General features: G+C 60.8%; 18 protein-coding genes. 9 read left to right on the top strand and 9 right to left on the bottom strand.

What is annotated here, in order from left to right; genetic code table 11:
* Positions 1-4 precede the first annotated feature (4 nt).
* From NW855_RS07755 to rnc, 5 genes are all read right to left on the bottom strand, one after another.
* Positions 5-1411 (bottom strand): TrkH family potassium uptake protein, encoded by a 1407-nt coding sequence (locus NW855_RS07755; RefSeq protein WP_414508642.1) that lies wholly within the window; start codon positions 1409-1411, stop codon positions 5-7.
* A 62-nt stretch (positions 1412-1473) separates the two neighbouring features.
* A complete protein-coding gene (locus tag NW855_RS07750) occupies positions 1474-2133 on the bottom strand; it encodes a potassium channel family protein (RefSeq protein WP_011429691.1) in 660 nt (219 codons plus the stop codon).
* Between the two features lie 76 nt (positions 2134-2209).
* On the bottom strand, positions 2210-3556 hold the full coding sequence (gene clpX / locus NW855_RS07745) for an ATP-dependent protease ATP-binding subunit ClpX (RefSeq protein ID WP_011429692.1): 1347 nt from the start codon (positions 3554-3556) through the stop codon (positions 2210-2212).
* 542 nt (positions 3557-4098) lie between these two features.
* A complete protein-coding gene (gene ligA / locus NW855_RS07740) occupies positions 4099-6120 on the bottom strand; it encodes an NAD-dependent DNA ligase LigA (RefSeq protein ID WP_011429693.1) in 2022 nt (673 codons plus the stop codon).
* A 237-nt stretch (positions 6121-6357) separates the two neighbouring features.
* Positions 6358-7083 (bottom strand): ribonuclease III, encoded by a 726-nt coding sequence (gene rnc / locus NW855_RS07735; protein WP_011429694.1) that lies wholly within the window; start codon positions 7081-7083, stop codon positions 6358-6360.
* Between the two features lie 91 nt (positions 7084-7174).
* Here rnc and NW855_RS07730 point away from each other — a divergent pair, with 91 nt between their 5' ends.
* Positions 7175-7507, top strand: coding sequence for a hypothetical protein (locus NW855_RS07730; RefSeq protein ID WP_011429695.1), 333 nt, complete (start codon positions 7175-7177; stop codon positions 7505-7507).
* A gap of 57 nt (positions 7508-7564) precedes the next feature.
* Here NW855_RS07730 and NW855_RS07725 read toward each other — a convergent pair whose 3' ends face one another.
* The 4 genes from NW855_RS07725 to NW855_RS07710 form a co-directional block, all read right to left on the bottom strand.
* Positions 7565-7840: a hypothetical protein gene (locus NW855_RS07725; RefSeq protein WP_041438897.1), complete on the bottom strand. Its 276-nt coding sequence runs from the start codon at positions 7838-7840 to the stop codon at positions 7565-7567.
* 87 nt (positions 7841-7927) lie between these two features.
* A complete protein-coding gene (gene mutY, locus NW855_RS07720; protein ID WP_414346862.1) occupies positions 7928-9004 on the bottom strand; it encodes an A/G-specific adenine glycosylase in 1077 nt (358 codons plus the stop codon).
* 86 nt (positions 9005-9090) lie between these two features.
* The gene (locus NW855_RS07715; protein WP_041438154.1) at positions 9091-9228 is read right to left on the bottom strand and encodes a hypothetical protein; all 138 of its coding nucleotides are present in this window, start codon (positions 9226-9228) and stop codon (positions 9091-9093) included.
* Positions 9229-9589: 361 nt separating this feature from the next.
* Complete coding sequence (locus NW855_RS07710) at positions 9590-9949, bottom strand: CHRD domain-containing protein (protein ID WP_041438159.1); 360 nt, start codon at positions 9947-9949, stop codon at positions 9590-9592.
* Between the two features lie 344 nt (positions 9950-10293).
* Between NW855_RS07710 and NW855_RS07705 the strand changes: the two genes are divergently transcribed.
* From NW855_RS07705 to NW855_RS07670, 8 genes are all read left to right on the top strand, one after another.
* On the top strand, positions 10294-11514 hold the full coding sequence (locus NW855_RS07705; protein WP_414508641.1) for a serine hydrolase: 1221 nt from the start codon (positions 10294-10296) through the stop codon (positions 11512-11514).
* A gap of 102 nt (positions 11515-11616) precedes the next feature.
* Positions 11617-11898, top strand: coding sequence for an RNA-binding S4 domain-containing protein (locus tag NW855_RS07700; protein ID WP_011429702.1), 282 nt, complete (start codon positions 11617-11619; stop codon positions 11896-11898).
* Between the two features lie 501 nt (positions 11899-12399).
* On the top strand, positions 12400-13083 hold the full coding sequence (locus tag NW855_RS07695) for a DUF2232 domain-containing protein (protein WP_011429703.1): 684 nt from the start codon (positions 12400-12402) through the stop codon (positions 13081-13083).
* Between the two features lie 82 nt (positions 13084-13165).
* A complete protein-coding gene (locus tag NW855_RS07690) occupies positions 13166-13723 on the top strand; it encodes a hypothetical protein (protein WP_011429704.1) in 558 nt (185 codons plus the stop codon).
* Positions 13724-13766: 43 nt separating this feature from the next.
* Positions 13767-14951, top strand: coding sequence for a pyridoxal phosphate-dependent aminotransferase (locus NW855_RS07685; RefSeq protein WP_011429705.1), 1185 nt, complete (start codon positions 13767-13769; stop codon positions 14949-14951).
* Positions 14952-15113: 162 nt separating this feature from the next.
* Positions 15114-15371, top strand: a complete 258-nt coding sequence (locus tag NW855_RS07680) for a hypothetical protein (RefSeq protein ID WP_011429706.1) — start codon at positions 15114-15116, stop codon at positions 15369-15371.
* Between the two features lie 323 nt (positions 15372-15694).
* Entirely contained in the window at positions 15695-17320 is a 1626-nt protein-coding gene (locus NW855_RS07675; RefSeq protein WP_099812341.1) for a peptide chain release factor 3, read from the top strand.
* 185 nt (positions 17321-17505) lie between these two features.
* On the top strand, positions 17506-18678 hold the full coding sequence (locus NW855_RS07670) for an aminotransferase class V-fold PLP-dependent enzyme (RefSeq protein WP_041438899.1): 1173 nt from the start codon (positions 17506-17508) through the stop codon (positions 18676-18678).
* Positions 18679-18724 lie beyond the last annotated feature (46 nt).

Below are 18724 nucleotides of genomic sequence, written 5' to 3'. Positions count from 1 at the left end.
GAGATTACCCGATTAAAATTGGCTCTTCCGGGTAGATCACCAACTGACGCGGTTGCTGCTGGGCCAAAGCCAGGACAATGGTTAACGCCCCCAGCCGGCCCCAGAACATCACCAAAACGATAATCAGTTGGCCGAACAAATTCAGCTCCCCCGTGAACCCCGTCGAGAGGCCACAGGTAGCAAAAGCGGAGATGACCTCGAAGAGCACCGGATCCAGCCTGCTGTGGTGGTGGGTAATTAAGATCAGCCAAGTTGCCAATAGCACCACGAACAGAGAGACGGTCAACACCGCTGCTGCCTTGCGCACCATCGAGGGATCCAAACTGCGCCCCGCAATCTGGGCGCTGGGCAAACCGCGGGCATAGCCCCACAAGGCCAACACCAACACTGCCAAGGTGCCGGTGGTGATGCCACCCCCCATGGAAGCCGGAGCTGCCCCGATAAACATGAGAGCCATCAGCAACAACTGACTTGCCGGGGTCAAATCCTCAATGGGGATCCCGGCAAACCCAGCAGTGCGGGCCGAAACCGACTGAAAAAATGTCAGGCCCAAGCGGCGGGGCCAGCTTACCTCCTGCAAGGATCCCTGGGGCAAGCTCTCGGCCAAGAACATCCCCAGTCCGCCCGTGCAGAGCAAGACCACCACCACGACCAGGGTGATGCGGGTGTGCAGAGAGGGGCGGTGGCCCCGGGGCCAAGTTAGCAGATCCGACAAAACCGGGATGCCCAAGCCGCCGATAAAAATCAGAGCCGCCAAGATCGCCAGCGACAGGCCATCCGTAGGGATCCCTTCGGCGCCAAATAGATCAAACCCCGCATTGCAAAAGGCCGAGACCGCGTGAAAAATCGCCAGAAAAACTGCTCGCTCCGGCCCGTAGAGATCCCGCCAGTGCACCCAGAGCAGCAAAGCTCCGCCCAGCTCAATCAGGGTGACCCCGATCAACACCCGCCGCGTCAATTCGAGAATAGCCCCCGGATCGATCAGGCCCAGCGAGTTGCACAGCGCCAAGCGGTTGAGCAGGGAAATGCGCCGCCCGAGCAGTTGAAAGACCACCACCGCCAGCACCATGAAGCCGACCCCGCCAATTTGGATCAACAGCAGCAACACGATCTGGCCGAACAAAGTGAGATCCTCCGCCGCCACAATCGTCGAGAGACCCGTTACGCTCAGGGCGGACATGGCCGTAAACAGCGCCTCATTCCAGCTCAAGGGATCCCCGCGCCCAATTCCCGGCAGCATCAGTAGCAAAGTCCCCACCACCGCCAGCAGGCCCAACCCCGCGACCAGGCGCAGGGGCGGCGGCAGCGGGCGACGCCTGTCCCCAAAAAAGAGCCGGTGTAAGCGACTGGCCGGGATCCAAGGGGACTGAGGCAGCGTCGGGCGAGGGGTTCCTGAAGATCGGGGAGACACCCATCCCTCAGCCCCCTCGGGTTGCGGCGGCGGGACGCAGCCCTCTCTCATCGGATCCCCCGTTACATCTCGTTCAGCCGCGAGATGTTGGTATTGGCCCCCAGCACCACCAGCAGATCCCCCTTCTCCAGCAGGTAATCTGCCGGGGGAGAAACCACCAACGATTGTTTTCGCTTCACCACCAAAACTGTGATGCCGAAGCGGCGACGCAAGTCCGACTCCGCCAGCGTATGGCCCACCAGCGCCTCCGGCACCTCCAGCTCGGTGATGCTGTAACCCGGCTCCAGCTCCAATTGATCTAGGATCCCTGGTGCCGTCAGCACCTGAGCCAAACGTCGCCCCGCCTCCTGCTCCGGCAACACCACCCGATCCGCTCCCACCCGCAAGAGAATCGAGCGTTGCCGCTCTGTCGAAGCCTTGCAAACCACGTTGCGCACCCCCAAACTCTTGAGGGCCACCGTCGTCAACAGATTGCTCTCGAAATCGCTGCCGATGGCCACCACCACGGTGTCGAAGGAGAGAATATCCACCGCCCGCAGGGCATCCTCATCGCTGGAATCCAGCGCCACCACCTGCGTTAGCTGATCCGCCAGACGCTGCACAATCTCCCGGCTGCGGTCGATCCCCAAAACATTGTGCCCTCGCTCCATCAGCGTGAGGGCCAAGCTCGTGCCGAAGCGTCCCAGACCGATCACCGCATACTCGCGATCCGCCCGCCCCATGCGCCCCCTTGCCCTTCCTTGCAAGACCAAACACTGATCATATGCCGACGCAGCGGGATCCAGCAGGGCTGTGACCCTAGGCAGACTCAGGTTTAGGCAGGGTGGAAGGGTGAGGGATCAGCTCGTGCGTGGAACGGCGCTCCACCATCTCGGCCGTGATGCGCACGTATTTGATATCCCGGCGAGAGGGAACCTCGTACATCACGTCCAGCATTAGCTCTTCCACAATGGCCCGCAGCGCCCGCGCCCCCGTTTTGCGACGGTAGGCTTCCTTGGCAATGGCAGAAATGGCAGCCGGCTCGAACTCTAGCTCCACCCCGTCCATGCGCAACAGCTTCTGGGCCTGCTTGAGGATGGCATTTTTAGGCTGCGTCAAGATGGCCTCGAGGGCCTTCTCGTCCAGGGGATCCAGGGTAGCCACCACCGGCAGCCGCCCTATGAATTCTGGGATCATGCCGTACTTGATCAAATCCTCCGGCTCCAGCGCCTTGAGGGCATCGGCCAGGCGTTGCTCACGGGTAACTGCTAGCTGCTCCCCTGGCTTGATAAAGCCCATCGACTTTTTGCCAATGCGCTGCTCGATCACCTTCTCCAGGCCGACAAAAGCGCCCCCACAGATGAAGAGAATGTTGGAAGTGTCGATTTGAATGCAGTCTTGGTAGGGGTGCTTGCGCCCTCCCTGCGGAGGCACGTTGGCAATAGTTCCCTCCAGCATCTTCAACAAAGCCTGCTGCACCCCTTCGCCGGAAACGTCGCGGGTAATGGAAGGGTTTTCGCTCTTGCGGGCAATTTTGTCGATTTCGTCGATGTAGATGATGCCGCGCTGGGCTTCTTCCACATCCATGTCCGCCACCTGCAGCAGGCGCAACAGGATGTTTTCCACATCTTCGCCGACGTAGCCGGCTTCGGTGAGGGTAGTGGCATCGGCAACGGCAAAGGGCACATCCAACATGCGGGCCAGGGTTTCGGCCAGCAGGGTTTTGCCGGAGCCGGTGGGGCCAATGACCAAAATGTTGGACTTTTGCAGTTCCACCTCATCCAGCTCCGCAGCTCCGAGGCTGTTGGGGTTGGCCTTAGCAGCCAGCCGCTTGTAGTGGTTGTAAACCGCCACCGACAGAACCTTCTTGGCCTTCTCTTGGCCAATCACGTACTGGTCAAGGTAGCGCATGATCTCGCGCGGCTTAGGCAACTGTGCCAGAGAAGGCAAGCTGCGAGAGGATTTTCTAGGGGTTTCGCGACGGCTGGCAGCAGGGGCTGTGGCAGGTGGGGTATTGCCGTCGTAGAGTTCCTCCTCCAAAATCTCGTTGCACAGCTCCACACACTCGTCGCAGATGTAGACCCCCGGCCCCGCAATCAACTTACGCACTTGATCCTGGGACTTATTACAGAAGGAGCATCTCAGGTGGGAGTCATGCTTGGCCATGGGATCCTCGTTGCTGTTTGCTCTTGGCTATTGTGTTCGGCGAATTCCAGGAAAGACAGGACGCTCTGGTGCTGCTTAAACGTGGGGCGCGGCCGCAGAGGCGTAGGAATACTGAAGGGACAGAACTTACTGACCTACTAGTCTAGCACTTCCTTCCAGCTTGTGGGCTTCCTAAGCCGGCTGTAGAGGATAGCTCTGCGGCGATTGGATAGAAAGTTGATAAGAAAACCGCCCGACTCGACGTCGAGCGGCGGATGGTGTGAGGAGTGAACGGAAACATGCGTCTCCGCTACTCTCATGATAGTGGAATGTTCCTAACTCTGGCAAAGACGGTCGTCGGAAGCAAGTGGGCTTTTTGGTTCGGTTGGATACCCTCTGGAGCGGAACCAGGGTAGATCTTGAGCACCAAAAAGGGGAAGGGACTGTCCGTGTTTCGTCCTCTTCCCCCTCTGGCGTCCACTCCTCACAGAATCGCATGATAAACCATCGCCAGGGCGAGGACAAGCCGGCCTTCCCAAATTTTTTCTCGTCAAGGATGGAGATCACTTCGGATCCAACGCCAGCAGCTCCGCCTCGCTCAGGAGAGGGATCCCCAAAGCCTGGGCCTGCTTGAGTTTGGAGCCGGGATCCGACCCTACCACCACATAGTCGGTTTGGCGGCTGACGCTGGCGGTCACTTTGCCGCCGCGGCTTTCAATCCAAGCCTTGGCCTGCTGGCGGGAGAGAGTAGGCAGGGTGCCGGTGATGACAAACTTCTTCCCAGCCAGAACCTGGGAGACGGCAGGGGCCGCTTGCCGGGGCAGGGCAGGGATCCCCAGCTCCCGCAGCTCCTGCAGCAACTTCTGGTGGGCGGGATCGGCAAACCAGGCCACCACCGCCTCGGCAATTTCCGCCCCTATCCCGTAGATTTGGGCGATGTCTTCAGCCCTGGCCTGGGCCAAGAGTTCTGGGGCGGGGAAATGCTGGGCCAAAATCTGGGCGGTCACCACCCCCACATGGGGGATCCCCAGCCCGTAGAGCACGCGCTCCCAGGGCTGTTGACGGGAGCGCTGGATGGCCTGCACCAGCTTCTGGCTGGAACGGGATCCCATCCCCTCCAGGCTCTCCAAGTGTTCCGGGGTGAGGCGGTAGAGATCGGCCACGGTGCGCACCCCCAGCTTTTCTACTAACTGGGCCACCCGCTTTTCCCCCAGGCCCTCGATATCCATGGCGTCGCGGCTGGCCCAGTGCTGCAGTTGCCCCCTGATCTTGGCCGGACAAGCTGGGTTGGGGCAGCGGGTTATCGCCTCGCCGGCAGGGCGAACCAAAAGGGTGCCGCACTCGGGACAGTGGCTGGGCAGGCGGTAGGGAACGGCATCGGGGGGGCGCAGCTCCTTGAGGATCCCCACCACCTCAGGGATGATCTCCCCGGCCTTGCGCACGATGGCGGTGTCGCCGATGTGGACATCCAGCTCTTCCAGGCGATCGGCATTGTGCAGGCTGGCGCGGCTGACGGTGGTGCCCGCCAGAAGAACCGGCTCCAGCTCCGCCACCGGCGTGACGGCTCCGGTGCGGCCTACGCTGGCCACGATGGCGCGAATGCGGGTGGGGACTTCCTGGGCAGGGTATTTGAGGGCAATGGCCCAGCGGGGGAATTTTTGCGTAAAGCCGGCCTCCTCTTGCAGCCGCAGGGAGTTGAGCTTCACTACCACACCGTCACAGGCATAGGGAAGCTGGGCCTGCCGCCACCGCTCGTAGAACTGGACCACCTCCTCGAGGCCCCGGCACACCTGGGACAGAGGATTGACGGGCAATCCCAGGTCTTTTAGCCGCTGCAGACACTCCCACTGGGTTTGGGGGGGATCCCCGCTTGGCCACCCCTCCGGCCAGTGGAGGGCATAGGCGAAGAAGCTGAGCTTGCGGGCGGCAACCACGCGGCTATCCAACTGGCGCAAGGTGCCGGCGGCGCAGTTGCGCGGGTTGGCAAAGGGGGGATCCCCGGCGGAGCATCGCTCCCGGTTGATGCGCTCGAACTCAGCAATGGGGAGATAGGCCTCTCCTCGCACCTCCAGGACCGGCGGGGGAGCGGCGGTTGCCAAGCGCAGGGGAATAGAAGGGATGGCGCGGATATTGGGGGTAATGTCCTCACCTGACTGTCCATCGCCGCGGGTGGCCCCCCGCTGCAGCAGCCCATCCACATAGGTAAGAGCCAGGGCAGCGCCGTCAATTTTCAGCTCGCACACATATTCCAGCTCCCCTTCCTCAGGGGTGCGCCCCAGAACCCGCCACAGGCGCTCTTGCCATTCCTTTAGCTCTTCCAGGTTGAAGGCGTTTTCCAGACTGTAGAGGGGGATGCGGTGGGAAACGGTGGGGAACTGCTCGGCGGGCTTTTCCCCCACCCGCTGGGTGGGGCTGTCGGGGGTGATGAGCTCGGGGTAGGCCCGCTCCAGCTCCTGCAGCTCGCGGTAGAGGCGGTCGTAAACGCTGTCTTCCAGAATGGGGGCATCGTGGACGTAGTAGGCAATGCTGGCCTTCTGCAGCAGAGCGCGCAGCTCGCGGGCGCGCTGTTCCAATTTTGGATCCATACTCTTGTTGCACCGTTGGCTAGGTCTAGCTTAGGTTCAACGCTCTCATCTCTCTCAGGCTGCCGCTGCTCTGCCCCCTTGTCAGCCTAACCCCCAAAAAGCTGGGCAATGCAGATCCCAGCTTGCAGTTGCAGGCGAGATGAGGCGAGAACTCCCCGTAGAAGCGGGCTGGCGGTGCCGGAAGCAGAGGCCGGCTACCACAGCGGTTGCCACCCATGGAGCGCCTCGTAGTGGCGCCTACCTTATTTCCTGCGACTGCAAGTGCCCGTAGGCTTGGGCCGCAGCGGCCATTTCTGCCGCCTTTTTGGAGCGCCCCTCGCCGCGGCCCCAACATTGGCCGTGGCCCCAAACTTCCATGGTGAAGTGCGGCGGGTGTTCCCGGGCAGCCACCAGACGATATTCCGGCAAGGTGCCCCATAGGCGTTGGGTCAGTTCCTGCAGCGCGGCTTTCGGGTTGCGCCGAGTGGGATCCTGGAACCACTGCTCCACCCGTTGGCGAAAGTAGGGATCCAGCCAAGGATGCAGCCGGGCCAGGGTGTGCATGCCCCAGCTCAGGTATAGGGATCCCAACACCGCCTCAAAAGCATCGGCTAAGCGCCGCTCCCGTCCGGCCAGGTCGTTTTGGGAGCTGGATCCCACCTCAAGGTAGCGCTCTAGGCCATGCAGATCCGCCAGTTCCGCCAGGTGGGCATCGCTGATCAGATCCGAGCGAACTGCGGTCAGCTCTCCCACCGACAAGTGGGGATAGGACTGGAACAAGAACTCAGTGGCCAAAATGCGCAGGACAGAATCCCCTAAGAACTCCAGCCGGTCGTTGTTGCGCTGGCCATCCAGAGAAGGGTGAATCAAAGCTTGATCCAACAGATCCCAGCGCAGTTGCTCCAGCCAGGCGGGATCCTTGAACCCCAACCGGTTCAGCAGGTGCTCTAAGGCGCGGCGACGAGGTGGGATCGGCTCAACCATAAAACCTGCGGCAAAATCTCTACACCTAGAATGCTCTCAGTGCTCACCTTGTGCTACAGGAGTAGTATAAGCCTTTGGAGAGGATCCCTGCATGCATGCCCACGCCCACCCTCGCACTCCCACCACCGAGATGGAGGTGACCAGCATTCGTCTGGAGCGGGAACTGAAGCAACGACTGAAGGCGTTGGCCGGCGGCCAGGGCTACCAGGCCTTGATCCGCGAAATTCTCTGGGGCTATGTCTTGCGCCACTCTCAAGAGGCTGCCACCCTCACCGCCGAGGATATTCAGGCCAGTTTCCCCGCCACGGCTCAGCGGCCCCAGCGTTGCGCCCTCACTGGCCAGGCCATCCAGCCACAGGAGCCGATGCTGCTGGGGTTGACTACGGACGGGAAATTGGTTCCCCTCAGCCCTGCCAGCCTCTGATTCTGGAACTCGAGTTAGTCCAGAGAGCCCTGGAGCAACCGACTCGACCGGCTTCTGCTAAGTTCCGCGGATTTCTCGATATCTTCTGGCGCGTTCTTCGGCGGGATCAGGGGCTTGCGCCTTGGCAACGGCCTCTTGCAGTTGTGCCATCACTGCTTCTGGGGGGTCGGCAGAGCGGACGACGTAGAACATCAAGTTAATGGCTTCGGCGGCCGTCAGCTTAAGGTTCTCTTTTCCTTTTGGCACCAGCGCGATCTTGCCGTCTGTTGTCGTAATCGCCGTATGGGATCCTTTGGCAAGAATCTCCCCAGCTTTTTCCAGAGTGACAAGCATATCCGTGCCTCACCTCAGCAGGACACCTATCATCCTATCGGATGTCTTGTGCGAGCAAAGCCGGAGGGATTTAAGCAGTTTGGCGGATTATAAGAGATGCCCTCGCGCTTCCAGCCAAGCGTACAGGTAGGGAAATAGCTTTTGGTTGGCTGCCGGAAAGGGAAATTGCGACAGCTCCGCCGGCTCGACCCAGCGCACTTCGCTGCATTGCAGGGCTTGAGCTTCTCCGCGCAAATAGCGGCAGATAAAAGCAATAAGGGTGATGGTGAAATGGGTGTAGGCATGTTCGATGGTGGCCAGCGGAGCCACCACCTCAATGTCGATGCCGATTTCTTCTTTCACCTCCCGCACCACACACTCCGCAGGGGTTTCTCCCGGCTCGATTTTGCCGCCGGGGAACTCCCACAGGCCGCTGAGCATGGAGCTTTCCAGCCGCCGATCGATGAGGATCTCTTTCCCTCGCAAAACGATGGCCACCGCGATCTGTTTGTGAGGGCGCGAGGGACGGGGCTCAGACATAGGCAGGTGTTGCTGTTGACCTCGATTGTAGGCAGCGCAATCGGCCTGCCAAGGACATTGGCCACAGCGAGGCTGCCGGGGCCGGCAGATGGTCGCGCCCAAGTCCATCAGGGCCTGGTTAAAGGTGCGCGGCTGCTCGGGATCCAGCAACTGCTGCGAAAGCCGCCACAACAGGGGCAGACAACGGGCCGGCGGCTGGGGCAAAGCCACCAGGCGGGCCAACACCCGCTTGACGTTGCCCTCCAAAATCGGCAGGGGCAGGTCAAAGGCGGCGCTGAGAATGCCGCCAGCGGTGGTGCGCCCGATCCCCGGCAGCGCCAGCACCTGCTCCAGATTCCTGGGAAACTGGCCCCCGTGTTCCTGCATCAGGATTTGAGCAGCTCTGTGCAGATTCAGCGCCCGCCGGTAGTAGCCCAGCCCTTCCCACAGTTTCAGCACTTGTTGCTGCGGAGCCGTCGCCAACTCTGGGATCCCGGGCAGAGCCTCCATCCAGCGCTGAAAGTAGGGGATCACGGTTGCCACCTGGGTCTGTTGCAGCATCACCTCCGCCACCCAAATGGCATAGGGATCCCGCGTGCGTCGCCAGGGCAGATCTCGACCCTGCTGGCAGTACCAACGCTGCAAGGACTGCCGCAGGCGCTGCAAAACTGCGCTGCTCCAACCTAGCGACTGCTCGCCAGCAACCGCAACCTCGGACTCTCTTCCAGTCCGTCGAGAAGGAACCTGGGATCTCAAGCCGCGTAAGCGAAGTGCAACGCCCACCAGATCAGGGCCGAGACCACCCCCGCCACAATGCTGGCCGAGATCAGAACCACAATTGGGCTATCCGCCCCCTTGAACCTCATAATGCCGCGGTTGTAGTCAGCCATTGTTGCCTCCCACCAGCTTCGGCTTTGGGGTGTCGAGGATCTCACTTGGGATACGTGTCGCGATGGGGAAACTCCGTTATCGACCAACCCCCTCATCTCTAGGATAGCCAATTTGGCCCGGATCCGAGCCGCCCCCCAAAGAGGGATCCCCGTCGGGCAAGCCCTACCGCCTCCGCTGGTCGCAAAAGTTAGAGCACAGGAGCCGCCCAGGCAGAGGCTTGGGCAGCCAACTTCCCTGCTATTTAGACAACCTGCCGACGGCGGGGCCCTGCAAGAGACAGTCCACCCGGCCCAGCAGGTATAAAAGGTGCCCTCCCAGGGCTCCGCGCCGCCTAGGCGGCTGAGAAGTCGCCTCTCAGGTTTAGCGAGGGAAAACCACCTGGGCCCGCAACTCGCCGGCAGGATTGGCTTGCGTATGGATGTTGAGGTAGTAGGCCCCGGCCAAGAAGCTGGAGACCTGCTCAACAGATAGGGTACGGGCGGTTTGGTTTAAAGTGACCACAGCACTGCCGCTGGCGGAGCTGGGCACCGCTACCGGCGGTACTTCGGCAGCAGGAGATAGGGTCAAGGTAGCCGTAGAGACTACAGCTCCCGGCGCAGGGGTCGCCGAGTTGCTGCTCCCGCAGCCGCTGAGAAACAAGTCAGCAGCTAGGCAGACGCCCCAAAAAGTTTTGAAGACAAAACGAGGCCGCAAGGCCGAATCCAGCAAAAGCGTCAACAATATGGAAAAAGCTCCTCGGTCGGAGAACAAGCCACCTCAAGTACGGAGCAGGCCGAGCTTCGGATTCACCCTCGGAGAACAAGGTCGCGATTGCCTGAGGAGTTGCCCCTGTTTCTCCGCGATCTTCTTCTCGAGGGGCTTCCCAAGAGGTCGAAGCAGCCCGACTGCCGACTCAGGAGGGGTGGAGGGCCGGAGATGGCCAAGCTCCAAAGCTCTCCCTCGCCAAACTTTCCCAGGCCAGGTTCGCCGATCTGTGGGTTTAATTGAACCGGGCTCGCCGGCGCAAGTTCAGTAAAATTGTCGCGATATCGGTCATCAAGACCTTCGTTGGGGCAGTCGTTCTTATGGCGAGGACAGGGGAGGGGAAAGGCAGCAGCTTAGCTCGAGAAAGGTCTCGGGATCCGGTGCGTCGTCAGCGCCGCTTCACTCAGGCTGCCTCCCCTTCTCGCCACTTGCTGCCTGCTCCGGCTGCCGAGGGATCCCTCTTGGCTTCCCGCCCCCAACCGCTGCGCCTCTCTCGCCAAAGAGCCATTGCCCGGATGCGCCAACGAGCTGCCCAGCCTCGCTGCCTGAGGCGGTCTCCGGCCCTGTTGGAGGTGTTGCTGCGAGGCCTGGGCCTCAGCCTGATGTTGGGCCTGACGATGGCTGGCCTATCGCAACTGCTGCAATCGACCACTCCTGCCCGGCCAGAACAGGATGCGATGCAGGAGCTCCCCTCCACCTTGCCCACAGACCTGTTAAGAGGACAGGAAATCCCCGCTTTGCAGGAGCGCTTGGCTGCTCTGGCCGATCAGCCGGGCCTGACAGCAGGAGCCCTGTTCTGGGAGGTGGAAAGCGGCGCCTTTGCCGGGGTGAGGCCGGATCAGGTTTTTCCTGCCGCCAGCGTCATCAAGATCCCGATTCTCCTGGCTTTTTTGCAGGCAGTGGAAACGGGTCAGGTGCGGCTGGACGAGAGGCTGACTTTGAGAGAAGACCTCAGGGGCGGGGGAGCTGGCGTATTGCAGACCCGTCCCCTCGGATCCCGGGTCTCTGCTCTGGAGGCAGCTACCCTCATGAGCACCATCAGCGACAACTTCGCCGCCAACCTCATCATCGATCGCCTCGGCGGTCGGGAAGCCCTCAACCAAAAGTTTCGCCAGTGGGGGCTGCAGCACACGCAAATTTCCTGGTGGCTGCCGGATTTGGAGGGCACCAACACCAGCAGCCCGCGCGACATGGTCTGGCTGCTCAGCCAGGTGGAGCAGGGGCGAATGCTCAGCCGCCGCAGCCGCGACCGCTTTTTGGACATCCTCTGGCGCACGCAGCGGCCCTCCTATTTTCGCCCCAACTTGGGCCAAGAGGTGCGCATTGCCCACAAGACGGGAACTCTCAGGTCGGTGGTGGGAGATGCCGGCATACTCGATTTGCCCAACGGGCGACGCTACGTGGCAGCAGTGTGGGTAAAGCGGGAAACTCCCAACGATCCCAAAGCCGAAGAGCTAATCGCCAAACTCTCCCAGGCTGCCTATGAGTTTTGGTCTGCCGAAGGCGAGCCCACCGCTTCGGCTGCTGCCGATAGCCCGTAGCCCTAGGGGATCGCCCATCCCGGCAGAGCAGCAGCGTCAAAATTAAAAAGTTGGATCTTAAAAAGTTGGATCAGCCAACATCCAAGCCAGAACGGTGAGGTTATGGCCGAGACTCTTCCCCCTTCCCAAGCTCCTCCAGCAGGGGATCCCCTTATCAAACTGGATCAATTTCTCAAGCTGACGGGAGTTGTGCCCACCGGCGGGCAGGCCAAGCAGCTCATCCAGGCGGGGCAGGTGCGGGTCAACGGCGAGGTGGAAACCCGGCGAGGGCGCAAGTTACGCCTGGGGGATGAGGTGGCAGTAGCGGGCCAAGTTTGGCAGGTGGGCTGGGATGGGAAGAGGATCCAGAGCTCTGCCACAGGGGGAGGTCGGGTCTGCCTCTAGTCAGTCAGGGTTTTGCTGAGAAAAACTGTTCGCGTCAGCGGGACGGCGTCCTTACGTTTCAGGGATGCTCAAGAACCACAAGTTGGTAGGCAGCATTGCTGACTGTGGGTTCTATGAGTTTCGGCGACAGCTAGAGTACAAGTGCAAGCTCTAGAGCTGTCAGTTGGTTGTGGTGAACAGGTTCTTCCCTTCCAGCCAACTGTGTTCAAGGCCTACGGCCCGCTGCCGCGAACGACGGGAAGTTACGCCTGTGAAGACTCCTCTGCCCCCCTACATCCCCCCGTATACGGGGGGACTAAGGGGGGGTTGGGCAACCAACGAGGTATGGGTCGTGGAAGTAGAAAGGAAGCAACGACGCTGGACAAAAGTTCGTTTTTGTTTAGCGTTGTGTAAGTCTTGCGGAGCGGCAAGGTCAAGTAGCCGAGCCCTTGCTCCCCAACTGCAACCAACTCCACAACCGCTGACCTAAGCTGGGAACAGTTTTCTTTTCTTTTTCTCGCTGTGCCTGCGTCCCCTCAGCCTCCTGTGCAGCAGGATTTTCCTCCCTTGCCCCCGCCACCTCCCCGCTCTCCGGCTCTAAGGGTGGTGGAGACAGCTTTCTTAGCCAGCACTGCTGCTTTGATCTGGATCTTGAGCTACACGCCGCTGGCCCCGTTTATGCGTCTGTTTTTCCCCATTCCGGTGGCGCTGGCGGTGATGCGCTGGGATCCCCGCACCGGGGCGATGGCGCTGGCGGTCTCTGCTCTGTTGCTGACGGTGCTGATGGGGCCCACGCGCAGCATTCTCTACGTCATTCCCTACGGCCTGCTGGGCTACTGGTGTGCCCGCCTATGGCGGCGGCGCCTTTCCTGGTATGTCTCGGTGGCCAGCGGCGCTGCCCTCAGCGCTTTCGGCCTCGTTTTCCAGTTGCTGCTCTCCTCGCTGTTGGTGGGGGAAAACCTCTGGACTTACGTCACCATCCAACTCACCGGCTTGACCAACTGGCTGCTGGATGTGTCTCTGGCCAGGCTGGGCGTGTACTGGGTGGCAGAACCCTGGATGGTTCAGGTGGTGGTGGCAGGGTTTATCGCCTTTAACTCCCTGGTCTACGTCTTCACGGTGCATTTGGTGGCAGCTCTGGTGATGGAGCATTTCCGCTGTCCGCTGCCGCCGCCGCCGAAGTGGGTGCAATTTTTGCTGGATTAGCAGCCGCCTATACCTCTAAGGTGACTACCGCCATGGGATAAACTTGTAGACCCTACCCCCATAGCTTCTACCCCTGTTCCTGATGAACCCACTGCCCCCTCCTGCCTACCCCTACCAGTTCCGCGCCCTGGGCTTGATCAAGGGATCCCTAAAATCGATCCCGCAGACTTATGCTCAGGCGACGCTGGTTGCCGCCGATGGCGTAGAGTATCCGGCCACCCCTGGCCGCGCGGAGCTGCTGCGCCCTTTCACCTATTGCATCGAGAGCGGCCACACCTACTGGTACTACGTGCAGCCCCAGCCGCGGTCGGGCGGCACTTTGGGCCTGAGCGTTATCCGCATCCTGGCCTTGCCGGAGGAGGAGCAAGATCCAGATCTGGACGAGCCCTTTCTGCCTGCCCCCGAGGATGTAGAGGAGGGCTTTAACATTCGCGGCATCGTCGAGCCCCACGACGGCTTCATCTGGGTGACGGTGCGGCGCAAGCCCCAGGGGAACAAGCAATTCCCCCCCCTGCAGCTGCGTCTGGAAGGGTTCTTGCCGGGGGCCGTCGCCGGCGAGTTTTGGGATCTGTTGGCGGAGCGGGAGGGTCATAAGCTGCTGCTGGTGGATGGCAGCCGCCTCTTGACAGCGGTGGCCTAACTGCCTAAAACTAACCCAACCTGCTACCCCAGATCCCCAACTGATGGTGTCTGCTGCCGGCTTGTCCCAACGGGTTGCTCGTCTCTCTCCTTCCGCAACGCTGTCGATTTCGGCTCTGGCCAAGGCCATGCGGGCAGAGGGTCTGGATGTCTGTATCCTGAGCGCTGGCGAGCCGGACTTCGACACCCCTGAGCACATTCGGGCTGCCGCCATCCGCGCCCTGGAAGAGGGCAAAACCCGCTACGGCCCCACTGCCGGGATCCCCACCCTGCGCCAGGCGGTGGCAGACAAATTGCGCCGAGAAAACGGCTTGGACTACAGCCCCGACCAGATCCTGATTAGCAACGGCGGCAAGCAAACCCTGTTTAACCTGGCCATGGTGCTCCTGGATCCCGGCGACGAGGTGATCCTGCCCGTCCCCTACTGGGTTAGCTATCCCGAGATGGTGGCTCTGGCCGGGGCCAAGGTGGTGCGGGTGGAGACGCAAGAGGGCCAGGGGTTCAAGCTCACCGCCGACCAACTGCGCCAGGCCCTCACCCCCCGCAGCAAGTTGCTCATCCTCAACTCGCCGGCCAACCCCACCGGCGCTGTCTATCACCGGCAGGAGCTGGCAGCTTTGGCAGAGGTGATCCTCTCGGTTCCCCATCTCTATGTGGTCTGCGATGAGATCTACGAAAAGCTGGTTTACGGCCAAGCCCGCCACATCAGCCTGGGATCCCTTTGCCCTGACTTGATGCCGCGACTGATCCTCAGCAGCGGCTTCGCCAAAGCCTATGCCATGACCGGCTGGCGGATTGGCTACTTGGCGGGCCCTAAGCCCATCATCGAGGCGGCCATCAGCCTGCAAAGCCACAGCACCTCCAACGTCTGCACCTTTGCCCAGTACGGCGCCCTGGAGGCTCTCACCAGCCCCCTCTCGGCGGCAGCGGTGGAGAAGATGCGCCAAGAATTCTGGCAGCGACGGGATCTGATGGTGCAAGGGATCCGCACCTTGCCGGGGGTGACTTTCCCGGAGCCGGAGGGCGCATTTTATGTGTTTGTCAACATCGGCCAAACCGGCTTGGGTTCGGTAGAGTTTTGCCAACGGCTGCTCAAAGAACATCACGTGGCCGCCGTGCCGGGGGTGGCCTTCGGGGCAGAGTCCTACATCCGCCTCTCCTATGCCGCCGACCGCGCCACGCTTGAAAAAGGACTGGAACGGCTGCACCGCTTCCTGTCTTCCCTCTGAGGGGGCAGGAGGAGGGCTGAAGACAAGGGCTGGCCGAGACTTCTCTACAAAACGGTGGCGCAGCAAACCAACAGCAGGGGCTGGTGCCTGGCAGAGGCAGGAGAAGACTCTTGGCTCAGGCCTACCGTGAAGTCCTCGAGGCGATGCTGAGGGAGCGCTAAGATGGCTCCCACCCAAAAGTCTCCCAAAAAATTGCCCGCTGGCTTTACCCTCAAATGGTCTGCCGAGAGTGTGGAAAAGCTGGGATCCCTCTTGCCGGGCGAGATCTTGCTGGCAGTCCTGCTGGACCATTGGGAGCAACTGCCCAAAGCATTGCAACAAGAGTGCCTGCTGCAGGCCCACCGCATTCGCGTGGAACGGCTGGTGGTCAGCCAAAACTTCACCATCGCCACCATTGAGCAACTGCTAAGCAACTGTTGAACGAGACCCGTTGATCCCGATCCGCTCGGTGGGAATTCCGCTCCAAAGGATCTCTGTCCTAGAGTGCCAGGCAACGGCAGAACCACGTCCTGTGCTACGGTCAGAGTAGGTTAGTGCTCTTCCCCGGCTTTTCAACCTGTGCTCCCTCCCCCGCTAGCGGACGGCCATCCCAGCCTCTCTCTTTTCTACTCCTCGCTAAAGCTCTCCATCGTCTGCGAAGCAGCAGCAGGGCAGCAAGGGGAGTGCCATCGCTATTTTTTAAGGGTCGCATAGCGTCAGCGCGCTGTGAGACGAGCGGGTTTTGATTGGGGCACTTACTTCTTATGAAAGCAGTGGATTTGGCCAAAGCTATCCAGCAACGGCGCACCTTCGCCATTATTTCCCACCCCGATGCCGGGAAGACCACCCTTACGGAAAAGCTGCTGTTGTACGGGGGGGCGATTCAAGAAGCAGGGGCGGTGAAGGCCCGTCGCGCCCAAAAGCGGGTTACCTCCGACTGGATGGAGCTGGAAAGACAACGGGGCATTTCCATTACCTCGACTGTGTTGCAGTTTGACTACCGCAACATTCGCCTCAACTTGCTCGATACTCCCGGCCACCAAGACTTCAGCGAAGACACCTACCGCACCCTGGCGGCGGCTGATAACGCTGTGATGCTAGAAGACGCCGGCAAAGGGCTAGAACCCCAGACCCGCAAGCTGTTTGAAGTCTGTCAACTGCGGAAGTTGCCGATCTTTACCTTCATCAACAAGATGGATCGCCCCAGCCGGGATCCCCTCGAGCTGATGGACGAAATCGAGACGGAGCTGGGCCTCAAGCCCTATCCTGTAACCTGGCCGATTGGCTCAGGGGAGCGCTTCACAGCTTTGTTTGACCGGCGGACTCAGGAGTTTCACTTCTTTGAGCGAGTCTCGGGGGGGCGGCTGCGGGTCAAAGATACCGTCGTTAAACTCGGGGATCCGCAAATTGAAGAACTGATTGAAAAGGATCTCTATTACCAATTTAAAGAAGAGCTGGAGTTATTGGATGGCCTCATGCCCAGCTTGGATCTCAAACAGGTTCATGCTGGCCAGCAAACCCCCGTCTTTTTCGGCAGCGCCATGACCAACTTTGGGGTGGAGCTGTTTCTCAATGCGTTTATCGAGTACTCCCTGCCGCCAATGCCCCACGAGAGCACGGCAGGGCTGATCCCACCCGAACATCCTGAGTTCACCGGCTTTGTCTTTAAGCTGCAGGCCAATATGGATCCCCGCCACCGGGATCGCATTGCTTTTGTACGCATCTGCTCCGGTAAGTTCGAGAAGGACATGGTGGTCAACCATGCCCGCCTCAATCGCCCCATCCGTCTCTCCTATCCCCAAAAATTGTTCGCCCAAGAGCGCATCTCCATCGATGAAGCCTATCCTGGCGATGTCATCGGCCTCAACAACCCCGGCATCTTCAGGATTGGGGATACCATCTACACCGGCCCGAGGTTGCGCTACGCCGGGATCCCCAGCTTTTCGCCGGAGCTATTTGCCTATCTGAAAAATCCCAACCCCTCCAAGTTTAAACAGTTCCAGAAGGGGGTGGCGGAGCTGCGGGAAGAAGGGGCGGTGCAGATTATGTATTCCCTCGACGAGTCGAAACGGGATCCGATCGTGGCGGCAGTGGGCCAGTTGCAGTTTGAGGTGCTGCAGTACCGCCTGGAACACGAATACAATGTTGAAACCCGACTGGAGATGCTGCCCTACACCCTGGCCCGCTGGGTAGAAAACGGCTGGGAAGTCCTCCAGAATTTCCCCAGCCTGTTTAACACCCTCATTGTCAAAGACATTCAAGATAGGCCGGTTCTCCTCTTTAAAAACGAGTGGACCTTGCAGCAATTTATCAGCAGCAACCCCAAAATTAAGCTGAGCAAAATTGCTCCCATCGCGGATCTTGGCCCCGAATCCAAGGACGGCTCCTAAGGCCACTCAGAGCAACCTTCTCCGGGAACCTGCAAGTTCCGCTACCTGACCAAAGCTTTGCTGCTGTCTGGGATCGGGGTTGACATCTTCTCGCTGCCTGGCAATCTCGTTTTTGTAGATCCCAGCAATTTCTTTTTCTTCTTTTTTGGGTCATGCTTGCCAGGTCTTATTTCCAAGGCAAACCCATGGCAGTCGATAAACCGCTTTGCGACCGCTCGTTGTGGGGGCTGGATCCGCAGGCTATTTTTTTGAATCACGGCTCCTACGGCGCGACCCCGAAAACGGTGCTGCAGGCCCAGCGAGCCTGGCAAGAGCGCCTAGAGGCCCAGCCGGTACAGTTTATGGGGGAAGAGCTGCCGCGGGCTTTGCGGGCGGCGGCGGCAGAGCTGGCCCAGTTTGTTGGGGCTGAGCCTGAAAACCTTGTGTTTGTGGAAAATGCCACCGGCGGCGTCAATGCCGTGCTGCGCTCGCTGTCGTTTCGGCCAGGGGATCAGATCGCCTACACCAGCCACAGCTATGGGGCCGTCCGCCAGGCGTTGCGCTATGTCTGTGAACGCTGGGGGGCGGTGCTGGCGGAAGCCCAGGTTCCCTTTCCGATTGCGGGGCCGGAGCAGGTTTTGGCGGCGTTTGCGGCCATTCTCACCCCCCAGACTCGGCTGGCGGTGCTGGATCACCTCACCTCGCCCACGGCTCTGGTCTACCCCTTGGCGGAGCTGATTGGCCTCTGTCGAGAGCGCGGGATCCCAGTCTTGGTGGACGGGGCCCATGCGCCGGGGGTTCTCCCGTTGGAGTTGGAAAGCTTAGGAGCCGATTGGTACACCGGCAACGCCCACAAGTGGCTGTTTGCCCCCAAGGGCTGTGCCTTCCTGTGGGTGGCCCCCCACCGCCAGGCCCAAACCCATCCCCTGGCCATCTCCCACGGCTACGGGCAAGGGTTCACAGCCGAGTTCGACTGGGTGGGCACCCGCGATCCCAGCGCCTGGCTGGCCATCTCGGCAGCCCTGGCCTTTATCCAGGAGCTGGGGGTGGAGAGGCTGCGCCAGCACAACCACACGCTGCTGCTGCAGGCGCGGCAGGTGCTCTTGGAACAATTGGAAGGGATCCCACCTGCCCCGGAGCGGATGCTGGGCTTTATGGCCACCCTGCCCCTGCCACCCTTCTGGCAACAGTGGATCCCGGAGCTGCCTTTGGCGGAGCGGGCCCGCCGCCTGCACGACTACCTCTGGCAGGTGCACCGCATCGAGGTTCCCATCCTTCCCTTTGCCGGGCAGCTTTGGGTGCGCATCTCGGCCCAGGTCTACAACCACCTGGCTGAGTACGAACAGTTGGCGCTAGCCTTGCAGCGGCTGCCGGAGTGATGTGCGCCCTCACCCCCAACCCCTCTCCCTCCGGGAGAGGGGAGAT

Source organism: Synechococcus sp. RC10B2 (assembly GCF_047502635.1).
The sequence above is the reverse complement of the archived record's forward strand: the minus strand, read 5'-3'. Positions and strand labels throughout refer to the sequence as shown.